Annotated in this window: 20 protein-coding genes; 6 read left to right on the top strand and 14 right to left on the bottom strand. The window is 62.0% G+C overall.

The window, feature by feature from the left end; translation table 11 throughout:
- The 6 genes from FB009_RS12340 to FB009_RS12315 all read left to right on the top strand — a co-directional run bounded on the left by FB009_RS12340 (position 1) and on the right by FB009_RS12315 (position 8,699).
- Positions 1-885 carry an ABC transporter permease gene (locus FB009_RS12340; RefSeq protein WP_012066594.1) on the top strand — a complete coding sequence of 295 codons (885 nt, stop codon included), beginning with the start codon at positions 1-3 and terminating at the stop codon, positions 883-885.
- Positions 882-1,751: an ABC transporter permease gene (locus FB009_RS12335; protein ID WP_012066595.1), complete on the top strand. Its 870-nt coding sequence runs from the start codon at positions 882-884 to the stop codon at positions 1,749-1,751. The genes FB009_RS12340 and FB009_RS12335 overlap by 4 nt, the downstream gene beginning before the upstream one ends.
- Positions 1,752-1,779: 28 nt before the next feature.
- Positions 1,780-2,772, top strand: a complete 993-nt coding sequence (locus FB009_RS12330) for an ABC transporter substrate-binding protein (RefSeq protein WP_012066596.1) — start codon at positions 1,780-1,782, stop codon at positions 2,770-2,772.
- Between the two features lie 598 nt (positions 2,773-3,370).
- Entirely contained in the window at positions 3,371-4,558 is a 1,188-nt protein-coding gene (locus FB009_RS12325) for an efflux RND transporter periplasmic adaptor subunit (protein ID WP_012066597.1), read from the top strand.
- A 15-nt stretch (positions 4,559-4,573) separates the two neighbouring features.
- Positions 4,574-7,885: an efflux RND transporter permease subunit gene (locus FB009_RS12320; protein WP_012066598.1), complete on the top strand. Its 3,312-nt coding sequence runs from the start codon at positions 4,574-4,576 to the stop codon at positions 7,883-7,885.
- A gap of 133 nt (positions 7,886-8,018) precedes the next feature.
- A complete protein-coding gene (locus FB009_RS12315; protein ID WP_012066599.1) occupies positions 8,019-8,699 on the top strand; it encodes a Crp/Fnr family transcriptional regulator in 681 nt (226 codons plus the stop codon).
- 10 nt (positions 8,700-8,709) lie between these two features.
- On the opposite strand, the gene ureG is transcribed toward FB009_RS12315, so the two are convergent.
- From ureG to FB009_RS12245, 14 genes are all read right to left on the bottom strand, one after another.
- Positions 8,710-9,321 (bottom strand): urease accessory protein UreG, encoded by a 612-nt coding sequence (gene ureG / locus FB009_RS12310; protein ID WP_012066600.1) that lies wholly within the window; start codon positions 9,319-9,321, stop codon positions 8,710-8,712.
- A gap of 32 nt (positions 9,322-9,353) precedes the next feature.
- A complete protein-coding gene (locus FB009_RS12305) occupies positions 9,354-10,025 on the bottom strand; it encodes an urease accessory protein UreF (protein ID WP_012066601.1) in 672 nt (223 codons plus the stop codon).
- Entirely contained in the window at positions 10,018-10,482 is a 465-nt protein-coding gene (gene ureE / locus FB009_RS12300; protein ID WP_012066602.1) for an urease accessory protein UreE, read from the bottom strand. The genes FB009_RS12305 and ureE overlap by 8 nt, the downstream gene beginning before the upstream one ends.
- A 1-nt stretch (position 10,483) precedes the next feature.
- Complete coding sequence (locus FB009_RS12295; protein ID WP_012066603.1) at positions 10,484-10,780, bottom strand: putative quinol monooxygenase; 297 nt, start codon at positions 10,778-10,780, stop codon at positions 10,484-10,486.
- Between the two features lie 189 nt (positions 10,781-10,969).
- Complete coding sequence (locus FB009_RS12290; RefSeq protein WP_012066604.1) at positions 10,970-11,509, bottom strand: peroxiredoxin; 540 nt, start codon at positions 11,507-11,509, stop codon at positions 10,970-10,972.
- A 187-nt stretch (positions 11,510-11,696) separates the two neighbouring features.
- A complete protein-coding gene (locus FB009_RS12285; RefSeq protein WP_012066605.1) occupies positions 11,697-12,368 on the bottom strand; it encodes a TIGR02117 family protein in 672 nt (223 codons plus the stop codon).
- Positions 12,369-12,389: 21 nt separating this feature from the next.
- The gene (gene ureC / locus FB009_RS12280; protein ID WP_028054216.1) at positions 12,390-14,102 is read right to left on the bottom strand and encodes an urease subunit alpha; all 1,713 of its coding nucleotides are present in this window, start codon (positions 14,100-14,102) and stop codon (positions 12,390-12,392) included.
- Between the two features lie 3 nt (positions 14,103-14,105).
- On the bottom strand, positions 14,106-14,756 hold the full coding sequence (locus FB009_RS12275) for a Urease operon accessory protein (protein ID WP_012066607.1): 651 nt from the start codon (positions 14,754-14,756) through the stop codon (positions 14,106-14,108).
- 3 nt (positions 14,757-14,759) lie between these two features.
- A complete protein-coding gene (locus tag FB009_RS12270) occupies positions 14,760-15,182 on the bottom strand; it encodes a lysozyme inhibitor LprI family protein (RefSeq protein ID WP_012066608.1) in 423 nt (140 codons plus the stop codon).
- On the bottom strand, positions 15,179-15,484 hold the full coding sequence (locus FB009_RS12265; RefSeq protein WP_012066609.1) for an urease subunit beta: 306 nt from the start codon (positions 15,482-15,484) through the stop codon (positions 15,179-15,181). Before FB009_RS12265 ends, FB009_RS12270 begins: the two co-directional genes overlap by 4 nt.
- Positions 15,485-15,494: 10 nt before the next feature.
- Positions 15,495-15,749, bottom strand: a complete 255-nt coding sequence (locus FB009_RS12260) for a DUF1272 domain-containing protein (protein WP_012066610.1) — start codon at positions 15,747-15,749, stop codon at positions 15,495-15,497.
- A gap of 16 nt (positions 15,750-15,765) precedes the next feature.
- Entirely contained in the window at positions 15,766-16,068 is a 303-nt protein-coding gene (locus FB009_RS12255) for an urease subunit gamma (RefSeq protein WP_012066611.1), read from the bottom strand.
- Positions 16,069-16,094: 26 nt separating this feature from the next.
- Positions 16,095-16,928, bottom strand: coding sequence for an urease accessory protein UreD (locus tag FB009_RS12250; protein ID WP_012066612.1), 834 nt, complete (start codon positions 16,926-16,928; stop codon positions 16,095-16,097).
- A gap of 102 nt (positions 16,929-17,030) precedes the next feature.
- On the bottom strand, positions 17,031-18,005 hold the full coding sequence (locus FB009_RS12245; RefSeq protein ID WP_128222500.1) for a 2-hydroxyacid dehydrogenase: 975 nt from the start codon (positions 18,003-18,005) through the stop codon (positions 17,031-17,033).
- Between the last annotated feature and the right edge of the window lie 26 nt (positions 18,006-18,031).

Genomic DNA, 18,031 nt, shown 5'->3' with positions numbered 1-18,031 from the left:
ATGCGCGACGAAAGCTTCCTGAAAGACAAGCTGCTTCCGATCGGCACCGTCGTCCTGCTCTTGATTGCCGTCTGGTACGTGGCTGCCGTCTATCTGAACGCGCCCTTCGAAAGAGACACGGCCGGCCGTGCCAGCACCGAGATCGGTTTCTCGCAGATCGTCCGGAACACAATGGCTCAGGAACGCCCGGTGCTGCCCGCTCCCCATCAGGTGATCGTCGAAATCTGGGATACGACCGTCAACAAGGCGATCACCTCGAAGCGCAGCCTTGTCTATCACGCCTGGATCACGCTTTCGGCCACGCTGCTTGGATTCGGCATCGGTGCCGCGCTCGGCGTGCTGCTGGCCGTCGGCATCGTCCACAACCGGGCAATGGACCGATCGCTGATGCCCTGGGTGATCGCCAGCCAGACGATCCCGATCCTGGCAATCGCGCCGATGATCATCGTGGTGCTCAACGCCATCGGCATTTCCGGCCTGCTGCCAAAAGCGTTGATTTCCACTTACCTTTCGTTTTTCCCGGTGGTGGTCGGCATGGTCAAGGGACTGCGCAGCCCCGAGACGATCCAGCTGGACCTGATGCACACCTATAACGCCTCGCCCGCCCAGACATTCTGGAAATTGCGCTGGCCCTCTTCCATGCCCTATCTCTTCACCTCGCTGAAAGTTGCCGTGGCGATCTCGCTCGTCGGCGCGATCGTCGGCGAACTGCCGACCGGTGCGGTCGCCGGACTCGGCGCACGCCTGCTCGCCGGTTCTTATTACGGCCAGACCGTGCAGATCTGGGCGGCGCTGTTCATGGCCGCGGCCCTTGCCGCGATCCTCGTCATGATCGTCGGTCTGGCGCACACGGCCGTCCTGAAGCGCATGGGAGCAAAACCATGAACCTTGCCGCTCTCGCCGGCGCAATCCTCTTCTGGCTCGCGGCCTGGGCCCTCAACCAATGGCTGGTCCAAAAGCGGTTCGCAAGCAACGTCGCGAACAATGCGGCACATCTCGCCGTGCCGCTCCTCTTCGGCATCACCATACTCGTGCTCTGGGAAGGCATCGTCCGCGGCTTCGCCGTTCCATCGGTGCTGCTGCCGGCGCCATCGATGATCTGGCTGCGGCTGATAAATTCGCTGCCGACGCTGGCCGCGGACTTCCGGCAGACCTTCCTGAAATCCGTGCTGACCGGCTACGCCCTCGGCTGCGGCCTCGGCTTCATCGTCGCCATCCTCATCGACCGTTCGCCCTTCCTGCAGAAGGGCCTTCTGCCGCTCGGCAACTTCGTCTCCGCCCTCCCCGTCATCGGAGTAGCCCCGATCATGGTCATGTGGTTCGGCTTCGACTGGCCGTCGAAGGTCGCGGTCGTCGTCATCATGACCTTCTTCCCGATGCTGGTGAACACCGTTTCCGGCCTGGCAGCCGCGAGTCACATGGAGCGCGACCTGATGCGGACTTACGCGGCTTCCTGGTGGCAGACGCTCCTCAAGCTCCGCTTGCCGGCCGCCTGGCCTTTCATTTTCAACGCTCTCAAGATTAACTCCACCTTGGCCCTGATCGGTGCGATCGTGGCCGAGTTCTTCGGAACGCCCATCGTCGGCATGGGTTTCCGCATCTCCACGGAAGTGGGCCGCATGAATGTCGACATGGTCTGGGCCGAAATCGCCGTCGCGGCGGTGGCTGGCTCGGCCTTTTACGGGGTCGTCGCGCTTGCCGAGCGAGCCGTCACCTTCTGGCATCCGTCCATCCGAAGTGGCCGGGCCTGACATGAAACAACGATAAGAGGGAACTGAAATGACGAACAAACTCGCATCTCTACTGGCAGCGGGCGCCTTTTCGCTCGCCGCCTTCCATGCCAATGCCGCCGACAAGGTCACCCTGCAACTGAAGTGGGTGACGCAGGCCCAGTTCGCCGGCTATTACGTAGCGAAGGACAAGGGCTTCTACGAGGAAGAGGACCTCGACGTCGAGATCAAGCCCGGCGGCCCCGACATCGCACCGGCACAGGTGATTGCCGGCGGCGGCGCCGACGTGATCGTCGACTGGATGCCTTCGGCCCTCGCGACGCGCGAGAAGGGCGTGCCGCTCGTCAATATCGCCCAGCCCTTCAAGAAATCCGGCATGATGCTCACCTGTCTGAAGGAATCCGGGGTGAAGAGCCCCGAAGACTTCAAGGGAAAAACGCTCGGCGTTTGGTTCTTTGGCAATGAATATCCGTTCCTCTCCTGGATGGCCCATCTGAAGATCCCGACGGATGGCGGGGCGGATGGCGTGACCGTGCTGAAGCAAGGTTTCAACGTCGATCCGCTGATTCAGAAGCAAGCCGCCTGCATCTCGACGATGACTTACAACGAATATTGGCAGGTCATCGATGCCGGGATCAAACCGGAGGACCTCGTCACCTTCCAATATGAGGACCAGGGCGTGGCAACTCTGGAGGACGGTCTATACGTGCTGGAGGACAAGCTCAAGGACGAGGCTTTCAAGGACAAAATGGTGAAATTCGTTCGCGCCTCGATGAAGGGCTGGAAATATGCGGAGGAAAATCCGGACGAGGCGGCCGATATCGTACTCGAAAACGATTCCACCGGCGCGCAGACGGAAAAGCACCAGAAGCGCATGATGGGCGAAGTCGCCAAGCTGACCGCCGGTTCCAACGGCGCGCTCGACGAGGCGGATTACAAGCGCACCGTCCAGTCGCTGCTCGCCGGCGGCTCCGACCCCGTCATATCCAAGGAGCCGGAAGGCGCCTGGACGCACGAGATCACGGACGCAGCGCTCCAGTAGGGCACAGGGAAGAGAGGAAGCGCGTGGTCATCCCAATCCAGCCCGCGCGCTCCCTACCCGCGAAGTTGTGCCGCGACAGCGGGGAATTTCAGCCCCGCCCCGGTCAAAAGGTCGCAACCCCATTATCGGAGAATGCACCCCGGGCCAGAATCGCTTAGGCGAAAAACGCACGGTCCCAACGGGTTAGCGAAAAGGGCACGGCGAAACCGGCGCGGTGCCGCTGCCGTTGTTAAGACAACCTTCAGGTTGCACCTGTATTGCGTCCGCAGACGCATGACAGTAGAAATAGTGAGGCACCATTGCTTCGCCGCTCTTGTAAGCATTTGCTCCGGCGATTACATAGGCCGGAACGTTTGACTGAGGGGCAAGCGTATGGAGGAAGCTCTATTTCTTTGGCGTTGCCCATCAGGGAATTTTCTTCCCGCCCGGTGCCCGTGGTTTGAAACCGCTGCCCCGGGCTGCATTCAAAGTGCTACGGCGAGCTTTGCGGTCAGACAATACGCGCGGCGCTGTAGGTGAAATAGCATGATTGCGGCCGGATATCTGCCCTGCTGGGCGTGATCGGGCGTGTTTGCTTCAGTTTCGGGAAAACAGGCGTATGGCTCAGAAAATCCTGCCCCTCGTCGGCGCTTGTGCAGCGATTCTCATCTGCGCCCTTGTGAGCGCTTCGGCCGAGGAGGCCGCCAAGCCGCAGCAAAAGCAGGCGCCGCCATCCATCGTCGTGACCGAAGCGAGGGAACGGTCGATCACCGACCGCGTCATCGCCACCGGATCGATCGAGGCGGTGGACGAGATTTATGTCTCTCCCCTGGTCGAAGGTCTTGCCATCCGGTCGCTCGATGTCGACGTCGGCGATCGCGTGGAAGAAGGCAGCACGATGGCCTCGCTCAACCAGGACGCGCTGCTCCTGCAGAGAAGCCAGCTCGAGGCCAACCTTGCAAAGGCCGAGGCGTCGCTCGCGCAACTGCACGCCCAGCTCGCCGAGGTGACGGCCAATTCGGAGGAGGCGACGCGTGTCGCCAACCGTGCCGTGCAGCTGTCGGAAAATGGTACCGTTTCGACGGCCGAAGCCGACCGCTTGAAAGCGCTTGCCGCGGCCGGGCGAGCACGCGTCCGCTCGGCGGAGCAGTCGGTGAGCGTCGCAACGGCAGACATCAAGGTGGTAAAGACGCAAATCGACGACGTCGACCTGCGCCTCGCCCGCACCGCAGTGAAGGCGCCGGTCAGCGGCATTGTCTCGCGGAAGAACGCGAAGGTCGGTGCGATCGCCAGCGGCAGCGGCGAGCCGTTGTTCGCGATCATCCGCGACGGAGAAATCGAGATGACGGCCGACATTGCCGAGTCCGATGTCATCAAGCTTGCCGTGGGGCAGCCCGCGACGGTCAAGCTTGCCGGCAGCACCACCACGATCGACGGGAAGATTCGGCTGATCGCGCCGACCGTCGACCCGCAGACCCGGCTCGGCACCGTTCATATCAGCCTGAACGATCCGTCGAAGGCACGCGCCGGCATGTACGCAAGCGCCGTCATCGTGGCGGAGCAGAAGCAGACTGTGGTTTTGCCGCAAACAGCCGTTACATCGGAAGACGGCAAATCGATTGTCCGCAAGGTCGAAGATGGCATCGTGCGTCTGGTACCCGTGGAAACGGGTATCCAGGACGGACAGTTCATCGAGATTCTCTCCGGCATCAAGCCCGGTGAGCAGGCGGTGGCGAAGGCCGGTGCCTATGTGCGCGATGGCGACCGCATCAATCCGGTCGAATCCGCTGAGCCGGCAACCAACTGACGGGAACATGAGACCATGAATTTCTCCGCCTGGTCTATCCGCAATCCGGTCGCGCCGATCCTGGCGTTCTTCGTGCTCGTCGTTCTGGGATGGCAGTCGTTCAATTCTCTGCCCATCACCCGCTTCCCGAACATCGACGTGCCGATCGTTTCGATCGCCGTCACGCAGAGCGGTGCTGCCCCCGCCGAGCTGGAAACCCAGGTCACCAAGGAGATCGAGGACGCGGTCGCCGGCGTCACTGGCGTCGACCATATCGAGTCGACGATCACCGACGGCATTTCGACGACTGCGGTCATCTTCCGCATGGAGGTTCCGACCACGCAGGCCGTACAGGACGTCAAGGATGCCATCGACCGTATCCGAAGCGACCTGCCGACCTCGATCGAAGAGCCGATCGTTTCCAAAGTCGACGTCGAAGGCCAGGCGATCCAGACATTTTCCGTCTCGTCGCCAGGCATGACCCTGGAGGAGCTCTCCTGGTTCGTCGACGACACGATCAAGCGTGCCATACAGGGCCAGACCGGCATCGGCCGCGTCGACCGCTACGGCGGCTCCGATCGCGAGGTGCGGGTCGAACTCGACGAAGACCGTCTGAATTCCTTTGGCATCAGCGCCGCCGACGTCAATGCTCAGCTTCGCCGGATGAATATGGACCTTGGTTCGGGCCGCGGTCAGGTCGGCGGCAGCGAGCAGGCAATCCGAACCTTGGGCGACACGCGAGACGTAACAGCGCTCGCCGATACGATGATTGCTCTGCCGAACGGGCGCTTCGTCCGTCTGTCGGAGCTCGGCAAGGTGATCGACACCTATGAGGAGCCGAAGTCGTTCGCCCGCTTCAACGGACAGCCGGGCGTCACCTTCGCCGTCTTCCGCGCCAAAGGCGCGAGCGAAGTGTCGGTCGCGGAGACGGTCGCCAAGACGCTGGACGATATCCGCGCCAAGCATCCGGACGTCTCCATCGAAATGGTGGACGACTCGGTCTACTTCACCTACGGCAACTACGAGGCGGCGATCCACACGCTGATAGAAGGCGCGGTTCTCGCCGTCATCGTCGTTATGCTGTTCCTGCGCAATTGGCGCGCAACCCTGATTTCGGCTGTCGCATTGCCCCTCTCGGCCATCCCCACCTTCTGGGTGATGGAACTGCTCGGTTTTTCGCTGAACCTCGTCAGCTTTCTGGCGATGACGCTCGCAACGGGTATTCTCGTCGACGATGCGATCGTGGAGATCGAGAATATCGAGCGCCACATCCGGATGGGCAAGTCGCCCTACCGCGCAGCGATAGAGGCCGCGGACGAGATCGGCCTTGCGGTGATCGCCACCACCTTCACCATCATCGCCGTCTTCGTGCCCGTGTCCTTCATGCCGGGCATTCCAGGGCAATATTTCATCCAGTTCGGCCTGACGGTCGCCGTTTCGGTGTTCTTCTCACTGCTCGTCGCCCGGCTGATCACGCCGGTCATGGCTGCCTACCTGATGAAGCCTTCGGATGCGAGCGGGCATGATGACGATGAAGGCTTCATGATGCGCCAGTATACGCGCCTCGTGCGCTTCACCACGAAACGCTGGTATACGCGCTACTCCACGCTGCTTGCGGCAATCCTGCTTTCGGTCGGTTCCGTGATCGCGCTGCTCGTCTTCGTCCCGGGCAGCTTCCTGCCGCCGGAAGACAGTTCGCGTGTCAGCCTGTCGATCGAGCTCCCGCCCGATGCGATGCTCGCCGATACGGATCGGACCACGACCGAGATTTATAACCGCATCAAGGATGTCGAGGGTGTGGAGAACGTCTTCGTGCTTGGTGGTGCATCGCCGAAGGGCGACCTGGAACTGAGGCGCGCCGCCGTTACGGTGCTTCTCAGGAAGCTCGACCATTCGCTGATCAACAAGGTCGTCAACGATGTGATCGGCCGCACGCCGCTCATCGGCGAGTATCTTCCGAAACTGCCCCCGGCGGGCCGGATCATACCGCAATCCGCGATCGAGAGGGAAATCTTCGCCCGGTTGCGGTCGATTCCGGACGTTCGCGTCACCAAGCTCAACGATCGAGGCGAGCGCGACCTGTCGTTCAACCTGCTCTCCAACAACGAGGCGGATCTCGATAAGGCCGTTGCCACTCTCGAAGCGGACCTGCGCCGAGATCCGTTGCTTGCCAATGTAAGCCCGGAAGGTGCGCTGCCCCGACCGGAACTGCAGATCCGGCCACGTGACGAACAGATGTCCCGGCTGGGCATCACCACGGCGCAGATATCCGAGGTGATCCGCATCGCCACGATCGGCGATATCGACGCACAGTTGACGAAGATCGCTCTCGACGGACGTCTGATCCCGATCCGGGTCCAACTCAACCGCGACTTCCGTACCGATCTCGCGGCGATCCGCAATCTCAAGGTTCAGACCGCATCCGGGGCCACCGTTCCGCTGTCGAGCGTCGCCGACATCAACTATGCGGAGGGGCCGAGTTCCATCAAGCGTTACGACCGTTACCGCGTCGTCAAGCTCGGCGCCGACCTCCCCGCCGGCGTCGCTCTGGACACGGCATCAGCCCGCTTCCGACAGATCGCTGCCGACGCGGAACTCCCCGCAACGGTCCAATTCCTCGAAAGCGGCGATGCCGAGGTGCAGGCGGAAATGCAGGAGAGCTTCGGCAACGCCATGCTGCTCGGCCTGATGATGGTGCTGGTCGTACTCATCCTCTTGTTCAAGGATGTTATCCAGCCCTTCACGATCCTGTTCTCGCTGCCGCTCGCCATCGGCGGCGTGGCGGCAGCCCTGATCCTGACGCAGAACGCGCTTTCGATGCCGGTTCTGATCGGCATTCTGATGCTGATGGGCATTGTCACCAAGAACGCGATCCTGCTCGTCGACTTCGGAATCGAGATGATGCATCACGGCATGGATCGGACGCTTGCGATGATAGAGGCGGGCCGAAAGCGGGCGCGTCCGATCGTCATGACCTCGATCGCAATGTCCGCGGGCATGCTCCCCTCGGCACTCGGCGTCGGCGAAGGCGGTTCCTTCCGTGCGCCAATGGCGATCGCCGTCATCGGAGGCATCATCGTCTCGACGGTCCTGAGCCTTGTCGTCGTGCCCTCCTTCTTCCTGATCATGGACGACCTGTCGCGGCTCCTCGCCTGGACCTTCGGCCGCTTCATCGGCAAGAAGGACGAGGAGGAGCTGCCGCTTGATCAGGAGGCCCTGAGCAAGCTCGCCGCCGAACAGGGCAGCACAATCGAGAGCCTCGAAGAGCGCGTGAAGGCGCTCGAAGACGAGAAGCGCCGCAAATCCGACCGGAAGGTCATCAGCCATCCGGCGCTGGCTGCGGAATAACGTCTCCCGACTTCGTTGCAGATAGCCCGCGCTTCCTGGAGCGCGGGCTTTCTCCATGAGCTTTTGACCAAGGTCAACTCACCACCTGTCCGGAAGTCGTAGCGTCACCTCGACTTTATTGGGGATGGCTGGAATGAAGACCTCGCGACTGACTTCGAACGACAGGGCCGTGCTTCTCGGTTCGCGTCTTTTCGCAAACCTGCCGGCACCCGCCGCCGAAGCTGTTCTTGAAGGCGCCACCATTTCAAGACACGAGGCGCAGGATGTTCTTTTCCATCAGGGCGACGCCATCGAGCACGTCTTCTTCGTCGTCTCCGGCCTCGTGCGTCTCTACGGCACCGGCAAGGGCGGGCGCGAGGCGGACATCGCCGTGTTTCCCAGGGGCGCGCTTTTCGGCGAAAAGGCCGTCTTCCTTGATCAGCGCGCAACCGCACACGCGCAAGCCGTGCACCCGTCCATTATCGCGAAGCTGGACGGCCCGAGGCTTTGCCGGCTTGTCCGCGAAGAGGCCGATGTGGCGTGGGCGCTCCTAGAACTCCTCTGCCGTCATGGGCAGATGACGGAAAAGCGCCTTGCCGAGGATCGATTGCTGACCGCACCGCAGCGTGTCGCAAACTACATCCTCGGCCAGTGCCCGGGCGACTCACCGGCCTTCACCTTCCGGCTTCCATTTCAAAAGAATGTGCTGGCAGGCAAGCTCGGGCTTGCGCCGGAGGCGCTCTCGCGCGCCTTCTCGACCCTGCGGCAGTCGGGCGTCATCGTGAAGGGCCGCCTGATCGAAATCCGCGATAGAGAGGCACTGGAGCGATTCTGACCGAGGCGGCTTAGAGACCACCATGCAGTATCAGGAAATCGACGATCCGCTCCACCCCATCGCCCCGTTTCATGTCGGAAAACACGAAGGGCTTCTCGCCGCGCATCCGCGCCGCATCCCTTTCCATGATCTCGAGGTCTGCGCCGACATGGGGGGCGAGATCCTTTTTGTTGATCACCAATAGATCCGACTTGGTGATTCCCGGTCCGCCCTTGCGCGGAATTTCCTCGCCCTGACAAACCGAGATCACATAAATCGTCAGATCGGCGAGATCGGGCGAGAAGGTCGCCGCGAGATTATCGCCGCCGGATTCTATGAAGACGAGGTCCAGCTCGGGAAGCCGGCGGTTCAGATCCGCAATTGCCTGAAGATTGATCGATGCGTCCTCGCGAATGGCCGTATGGGGGCATCCACCGGTCTCGACGCCGACGATTCGTTCCGAAGGCAAAGCCTGCATCCGGACGAGCGCCTCTGCGTCCTCTTTCGTGTAGATGTCGTTTGTGACGACCGCGAGGGAATATCTCTCCCGCATCGCCTTGCAGAGCTTTTCGGTCAGCGCCGTCTTACCGGAGCCGACCGGACCACCGATACCAACGCGAAGCGGACCGTTTTTAGATGGCATCAATTCTATCCTTTCGACTATCTGTTCCTGCATTATGAGCGGAACAGGCGCGAATGCAGGTTTTCATGCTTCAGTGACGCAATTTCCGCAATGAACGTCGCGCCGCCCAGGTCCTCAAGCGAGGCGGCCGCGGCGCGCGCAACAACCGCGCCGATCGTGTCCTCGACGCGCGCAAGAACGCCGACGCCGTCGCGCTGGCCGGTAATGCCGCAGCGGATGGCGACCGAAACGGCGTTCGATACTGTCGCATTGAGAAAGGCGGCGAGCGCCGGCTTGAGGCCGGTACGATGCGCTCCGGCAACCGCCCCCACGGACACCGGATACGCAGCCTTTGTTCCGAGGACTGCGAGCGACGGATGCGGCCAATGTCCGGCGGCAGCCAGGAAAGCCTCGCCGAGGAGCATGGTTTCCATATGCCGTTCGCGCGATCCGGCAAGCGCCTCGGCAAGCTCCGAAACCGCAATCAGCCGCTGGGCATCACCGTATGCTCGGTAACTTTCCGATAGAAGCAGCGCATCGTTCCAGGTGTTGCCGCGCTCCAGGAGCGTTTCGCACCAAAGCCGCAAATCATCGGCGCTCGTGACCAATCCTTGGTGAATTGCCTGCTCCAATCCGCCGGAATAGGAGAAGGAGCCGACGGGAAAGGCGGGCGAGAGCCAGGTAACGAGGCGCAGCAACGCCTGCGTATCGGCATGTTCAGCCATGGCTGTGACGGTCGCCGTGGCCGTGCTGGTGATAGGCGCCGCGTAGAGGGTGGAAGGGTAAGTTCACTTCCGTGACGGTAGCGCCAAGGCCTTCGAGCATGGCGCGGATAACCGGGTCGCGAGCAATCAGGATCCGGCCCTCCTCAATCGCCGCCGGCAGGTGCCGGTTACCCAGATGCCAGGCCAGCTCGATGAGATGCAACGGGTTACGCGCTCGGATGTCGTAAAGCTCCTCCGTGGCCGCTTTTACCTCGATATAGCCGCCGCCTTCGAGCACCAGGAGGTCGCCATCGGCGAGCATCACCGCCGCCTTGAGATCGAGCATCACCACGTCTTCGTTTTCGAGGTGGAGGAGCTTACGGCGCAAGTGGCGCTGGTCATGAGTCAGGTTCACGCGATGCAGCGGCGCCTCTTCGGAAGGACCGGGCGTAAGGACTTCGGTCGACCGATATGGCACTTCAAACCACCTCGACCTTTTCCGGATGCACGATTTCGACGCGTGCGCTCGCCAGCAGGCTCGCCGCGGCAGTCTGGAAGGCCTTCAGATGCGGTTCGGCAAAATGCGCGTCGATCGCTGCCCTGTCCTTCCATGTTTCGACGAACACCAGTGCGTCGGGATCGGTAGGCTTGCGATAAAGTTCATAGCTGACGCATCCGGCCTCGCTTCGCGTCGCCTCGATCAACGATTTCGTAAGCGCCACAACCTCGCCGCCCTTGCCCGTATGGGCCGTCAGATACGCAATGATGTAAACCATAAATTTCTGCATTCCCCTTGCCAATGAAACGTCGAAGCGTTCACGGTTCCCGCCCCCGCATCCGCTTCCTCTTCGAAGCCTTCACTGTAGCAAGAAAAAGCCCCGGCACCAGCAGGAAGGCGAAAATCGCGTGGATTTTCAGAAGCCTGCTTGCGGTGCCAGGGCTTTGTCTATGTCGGCAAATCGGAATCAGGCAGCGAGTTTCCGGGACTTCAGCGCCGCCAGGATGTTCTGCGGCGAGGAGACGCCGTAGGGATCGCTGTCGCAATTGTCGGAGTAGCCTTCCTCTTCGAACCACTGCTCGACAACGCCATTGTTAACGATAGCGGCGTAGCGCCAGGAGCGCATGCCGAAGCCGAGATTATCCTTGGCGACGAGCATGCCCATTTTGCGGGTGAACTCGCCCGAACCGTCCGGAATGAGCTTGACGTTCTCGAGGCCCTGCGATTTGCCCCAGGCGTTCATGACGAAAGCGTCGTTGACGGAGACGCAGTAGATCTCCTCGATCCCGAGAGCCCGGAATTCGGAGTTAAGCTTTTCGAAGTCCGGCAGCTGGTAGGTCGAGCAGGTCGGTGTGAAAGCACCCGGGAGCGAAAACAGCACGACGCGCTTGCCGGCAAAATAGTCGTCCGAGGTAACGTCCTGCCAGCGGAACGGGTTGGAACCGCCGACGGACTCGTCGCGGACGCGGGTGCGGAAGGTTACAGCGGGAACTTTTCTGCCGAGCATCATCATCTCCTAAAGGTGGCAGCCGGCGCGCAGTCTTGGGAGGAAGGCGTACCGGCGGAAAGTGAGTGCTCTTCCTAACGAAATTTCCGCTGCAGCGCAGCATGAAAGCGATCATTCGAGGCCCTCCGCATGGCAGCCATGCGGGCTATGCATGGCTTTTTCGGCCGGCTGCGCGTCTGGCGGACGTTCAATTGTAGAGACGAAGGGAAAAGTCCAGCGTCTCCGGCAAAGGATTCCAGATGCCTGTCCGCAGACCGCTGCTTCTGAGCGCTCCCGCTGTCCATGTATTGCAGCCGAGCAAGGCATTGAAGTAGCCATTTGCCTCGAAGAAGCGGTCGTTCGGGCCGTACGAAATATCTGGGATCAGCACGGTCTCACCACCCTCCCGCCGGAAACTTTCGGATATGTATTCCGTCAATCGCCGGAACCCATCATCATCGATGTCGAAACTGGTAATTGCGTCCTGCGGCTCGACGAATGGGCCCGCGACATCGACGTGCAGCACAGACAGATCGACTGAAAGCGCTCTCAGGACCGGCAAAGGCTTCAACTCGCTCCAGGTTGGAGTTTCGAGATAGAATGAGCGCCCTCCCCAGCCAAAGATGAGCCATCGAGCATCCGGATGCAGGAGGGCTATGCCCGCATCCCGGAGAAACCCGAATTCTGTCCGGACGTCATCGTCCAAGGGTATGGCGATGTCGGTGTGTATGGGACCGGAAAGGACGAGTATCCGCCGTAGCCCCGCGGTGTCGGCGGAAGCATTGGCAGGCATGAGCGGCGACGGGATCAGAGCTCCGCCCGTCACTGCAAGCGCCAGGAATAGAACGGAACCGCAAAACCACCTGAAGGCACGCTTCATTCTCTGTTCCGGGGCAACAATCTAGAACAAGAAATAGCGCTGCGCCATTGGCAGTACCGACGCCGGCTCGCAGGTGAGGAGCTCGCCGTTGGCGCGAACCTCGTAGGTTTCGGGGTCGACCTCGATATGTGGCGTGAGGCTGTTGTGGACCATCGACGCCTTGCCGATGCCGCCGCGGGTGTTCTGGACGGCAACGAGCGCCTTGGCGACGCCAAGCCTGCCGGCGAGCCCCGCATCGAGCGAGGCCTGCGAAACGAAAGTGACCGAGGAGTTGGTCCGGCTCTTTCCATAGGCGCCGAACATTGGCCGATAATGGACCGGCTGCGGAGTGGGAATCGAGGCGTTTGGATCCCCCATCGGTGCTGCGGCGATCGTTCCGCCCAGCAGCACCATGTCGGGCTTCACGCCGAAGAAGGCCGGATTCCACAGGACGAGATCGGCGCGCTTGCCGGTTTCGAGAGAGCCGATCTCATGGCTGAGGCCATGGGCGATCGCCGGGTTGATCGTGTATTTGGCGATGTAGCGCTTGACGCGGAAATTGTCATTCCCGCCGCTCTCCTCCTTGAGCCGCCCACGCTGGCGCTTCATCTTGTCGGCGGTCTGCCAGGTGCGGATCGCCACCTCGCCGACGCGCCCCATCGCCTGGCTGTCGGAAGAAATGATCGAGAAGGCGCCGATGTCGTGGAGGATATCTTCCGCCGCGATAGTCTCCTTGCGGATACGGCTTTCGGCGAAGGCGATGTCTTCCGGAATGCTGGGAGACAGGTGATGGCAGACCATCAGCATGTCCAGATGTTCAGCCAGCGTGTTCACGGTATAAGGCCGCGTCGGATTGGTCGAGGACGGGATGACGTTCGGCTGGCCGCAGATCCTGATGATATCCGGCGCGTGGCCGCCGCCAGCCCCTTCCGTGTGATAGGCATGGATCGTCCTGCCCTTTATCGCAGCAATCGTATCCTCGACGAAGCCGCTTTCGTTCAGCGTATCCGTGTGGATCATCACCTGCACGTCGTATTCGTCCGCAACCGAAAGGCAGCAATCGATGGCTGCCGGTGTGGTGCCCCAGTCCTCGTGGAGCTTCAGCGAGGTGGCGCCGCCCAGCACCATTTCCACGAGTGCGCCGGGCAGCGACGCATTGCCCTTTCCGGCAAAGGCGAGATTCATGGGAAAGGCATCCGCCGCTTCAATCATGCGGGCGATGTGCCAGGGGCCCGGCGTGCAGGTCGTGGCGAGCGTGCCGTGCGCCGGCCCCGTTCCGCCGCCGAGCATGCAGGTGATACCGCTCATCAGCGCCTCGTCGATCTGTTGCGGGCAGATGAAGTGGATATGGCTGTCCATGCCCCCCGCCGTGACGATCTTGCCCTCGCCCGCAATGACCTCCGTGCCCGGGCCGACGATGATGGTGACACCGGCCTGCGTGTCGGGATTGCCGGCCTTCCCTATTGCCGAGATGCGCCCGTCCTTCAGTCCGATATCCGCCTTCACGATCCCCCAATGATCGACGATCAATGCATTGGTGATCACCGTGTCGACCGCACCGCCTTCGCGGGTCACCTGGCTTTGGCCCATGCCGTCGCGGATGACTTTGCCGCCCCCGAACTTCACCTCCTCGCCATGGGTGGTGAAATCCCTTTCCACCTCGATGAAGAGTTCGGTATCGGCCAACCGCACCTTGTCGCCCACGGTCGGACCGAACATGTTGGCATAGGCCGCACGCGACATTTTGTAGGACATGGCTCAGGCTCCCTGGGGCAAATCTGAAGAGGTGAATGGAGGAAGACGCCGAAGTCGCCCTTGTGCCGCGAGCGAATCGACATAGCGGCGCTCGGCGGCAAATGGATGCCACTGCCAGCCCACATGGCCGAAGCCGGCAAGCACGACATGATCCTCCGACGAGGCAAATCCCGACAGGATGTCGGCGATCACCACCAGACCACTCGACGGCGCGACAAAGGGTGATGGTGAAAAGCGTGCGAGATCGCGCTCCAGCCGATCATGCGTCTCCGCTTCGATGACCCGGTGCTTGCGCGCCGTAGCGCGCGCGAAGCTCTCGAAGCCATCCGTGTAATCATCGCAGAAATCGTCCAGGTCCGGATGCGTCGCGGCAAGCGCGGCCCGCATGGCGGCGAACCTGGTAGCGGCGCGGACACTCCATATCTCGCGGGCCTGCCGGACGGGCGCGCTCGTCTTCCAGCGCCCGCCGCCCAGCATCGCGAGCGCCGGTCGGCCGGTATTACAGACGGCGACGATATCGGTCCTGCCGCCGCCTTTCCCGACCGAGCGGCAATCGTTGAACCGGACCACCAGATCGGCGGCATCGATCGTCGCGCCAACGCCCTCGGGCACGTCACCGTTTCCCACGATCATGATGACGCGGCCGTTATGCAATAATCAATTCTCCGCCGATTCAACGATCTTCCTGAGCTCGTCAGTGCGCTTGCGTGTCAGCTCTGCGAGGCAGCCGGAAACCAGCATGGGTTCCATCGAGCCGCCTCTCGCCTCGAAGCCTGCGAGTTCGCATTGTCCGTCGCGATAGCCGATCCAGGCACGCTGGGCCTTTTTCAGGGCCTCCAGCGCTCCGACATAGGCCGCGTCGATTTCGCCAAGCTCCTTGTCGGTCGCCTGCATGGCCGCCACCGCAAGGCGGTAGGTCGTGTTCAGTTCCGCATCCGCCATCCGATGGTCCTTATCGGCGCAAATGTTGAGATCCGTCTGCGTCACCGCTTTCCGGCAATCCGGCTCAGGCTGCTGCTGAGCCGAGGCAAAAGCCGTGCAGCATAACGCCAGGCCGAGAGCAGGCGCAGCCGCCTTCATAGCTTTCCCATGACCTGCTGGCGGAAACCGAAAACCTCGCGTTTTCCCGAAAGCGGGATGAGCGTCACCTGCCGCGTTTGCCCCGGCTCGAAGCGAACGGCCGTACCCGCAGGAATATCGAGCCGCTTGCCGCGCGCTGCATCTCGGTCAAAGAGCAGACCCGGGTTGGCCTCGGCGAAATGATAGTGGCTGCCGACCTGTACCGGCCGGTCGCCGGAATTGGCAACTTCGATGGTGACGGTCTCGAGACCGGCATTCAACTCGATCTCACCGGCGGCGGTGATGATTTCACCCGGGATCATCGTCTTCTCCTCAAGCAGCTTGCCGAGGCGCACAGCCCCCGGGCTTCAAGACGCGCTCCGTCGATGCCGGATATTTCTTCAGCATTGCCGCAGGGCGCAACGGGCGCCGGACCAACTCGCCGCCGCAATTCGGGCAGGCCCCGCCAAGCTTCGCCTCGGCGCAGTCGGTGCAAAAACTGCATTCGAAGGTGCAGATCATCGCATCGCGGCTGTCGGGCGGCAGGTCCCGATCGCAACATTCGCAGTTCGGACGCAGGCTCAGCATCGTGGCCTCCCATCATCTAACGGATCGGCTCGTGAACCGTGACGAGCTTCGTTCCATCAGGAAACGTCGCCTCGATCTGGATGTCGTGGATCATCTCCGCAATGCCCTCCATGACCTGATCGCGCGTAAGGACATGGGCACCGGCCTCCATCAACTCGGCGACGGAGCGGCCGTCACGCGCACCCTCGACGACGAAATCCGTGATGAGGGCGATCGCCTCCGGATGGTTGAGCTTCACGCCCCGTTCGAGCCGCCGGCGCGCGACCATCGCCGCCATTGAAATCAGCAGCTTATCCTTTTCGCGCGGGGTGAGATTCATGCGTCGCCATCCAATTGTTCGCGGATTCAGAGAGTCCAGACTCTCGGCACAGATGCGCCTTTACGCAAGTGCGAAATCAGTGGGATCAGAATTTTTCTGAGCGCGAACCCGTCGGCCGCAACCACGCGGGCGACGATCTTGTCGCGCCCGTTAACGGCAAAATGGCTGACGCCCGAGAGGGCATGTTCCGCAAGCGATGTCCGCAATCTCGGGAGCAGGGCCTCGCAATCAGGGGCGACATAGACGAGGGTTGCAAAGGCGACCGCGCCGTCGAGCACGGCTCGCCGCGACCCTAGCGCCGCGATATCGCCGGCTAATGCAAGATTTTCCGCGTGGACCAGCGCTCCACCGCTGCGAATGCGCCAATGATCGCGGAAGAGGCCGGACCGCACCGTCTCTCCCATGGCCTTCCGGCCGATCAGAACCGCCTCCAGCGCAAGAAAGGACGCATCAGGAGCGAGATCGACCTCCAAAGAGCGTGACAGGGCCGACCGATCAAACAGGATTGACTCCTGCGGCAGCCAGTCGACGTGGCCGCGGGCAGCGACCGAAATGCGCGTCGCAACCACGGCCGTGTCCACACTCGCCTTGTAAACCTTCTCGCAGGCCTGTGTCGTCAGCGTGAGGTTGGTGCCCTCGCCCGCCTCGAACTCCCAAGCGAGCCGGTCGCCACCGGTCACGCCGCCCGACGAATTGATGAGCACGGCCTCCATCGATGCGTCGAAGGTCCTTGGCAAGCGGATCTTGGCGCAACCTTCCTGATAGAGACCGGCGATGCGCGTGCGCGCCCCTCCGGTCTTGGCGACGAGCCGTCCTTTTCCCCATGCCCGCTGAGGGGCAATCGCCGCTGCCGCTTCCATCAGATCTTCGCCGAAGTGTTCCTGCCGATACGACTATCGTCCGAAACCACAAGGGCAAAGTCAAATCGTAGCTTTCATGAGGTCGGCCAACGCACCCGAAAGTCACGCCACTCGGTCCGGCGGCGCCAGGCCGGCGAAGAAAGCCGTGACGTTGTCGACCACCTTCATTCCCATTGCCGTGCGCGTCTCCTCCGTGGCGCTTCCGAGATGCGGTAGCAGCACGACGTTTTCAAGCGCGCTCAGACGGGCCGGTACGTCCGGCTCTGCCGCATAGACGTCGAGACCGGCGCCGCGGATCACGCCCTTCTCGAGGGCCTCGATCAACGCGGCTTCATCGACGACATCGCCGCGCGCCGTGTTGATGAGGTAGGCGCCGGGCTTCATCGCCGCCAGACGCTCCGCGTCGATCAGATTCCGGTTCTCGCCGCCGCCCGGGCAATGCAGCGACACGAAATCTGCTGCCTTGAGTACGTTCTCGACCGTGCGGAACTGTCGTGCCCCGAATCGAGCCGCTTCCTCCGGTGCGATTCTCGATCGATTGTAGAAGACGACATCCATGTCGAAGCCGAAATGGCAGCGCTTCGCCATGGCCTTGCCGATGCGCCCGAATCCGATGATGCCGAGTGTCTTTCCGGTTACCTTCGTCCCGATCATATGGGTCGGCCGCCAGCCAGTCCAAGTGCCGGTCCTCACCTGCCGCTCGCCCTCGCCCGCGCGCCGCGCGACCGCAAGCAGCAGCGATACCGCGAGGTCTGCGGTGCAGTCGGTCAGAACGCCTGGCGTGTTCGTCACCACGATACCTGCAGCCTTGGCAGCCTCGATGTCGATATGATTGTAGCCCACCCCGAAATTGCCGAGAATCCGGGCGCGAAGCCCCTCGCCCGCGAAAACATCCTCCGGCAGGCGGTCGGAGACGGTCGGCAGCACCGCATCGAAATTGCGCAGCGCATCCGCGAGGGCACTTCTGTCGAGCGGCCTGTCCTCCTCGTTGAGAACTGTCTCGAACCTTTCGGCCAAGACCTGTTCGACGGCTCGCGGCCAGCGGCGAGTGACAAGAATACGGAATCTCGTAGTCACAATGCTACCTCCATAAAAAACACCAG

This window comes from Sinorhizobium medicae (assembly GCF_007827695.1).
GTDB classification, from domain to species: domain Bacteria; phylum Pseudomonadota; class Alphaproteobacteria; order Rhizobiales; family Rhizobiaceae; genus Sinorhizobium; species Sinorhizobium medicae.
Note: the sequence above shows the minus strand (reverse complement) of the source record. Positions and strands in the feature narration are given on the sequence as shown.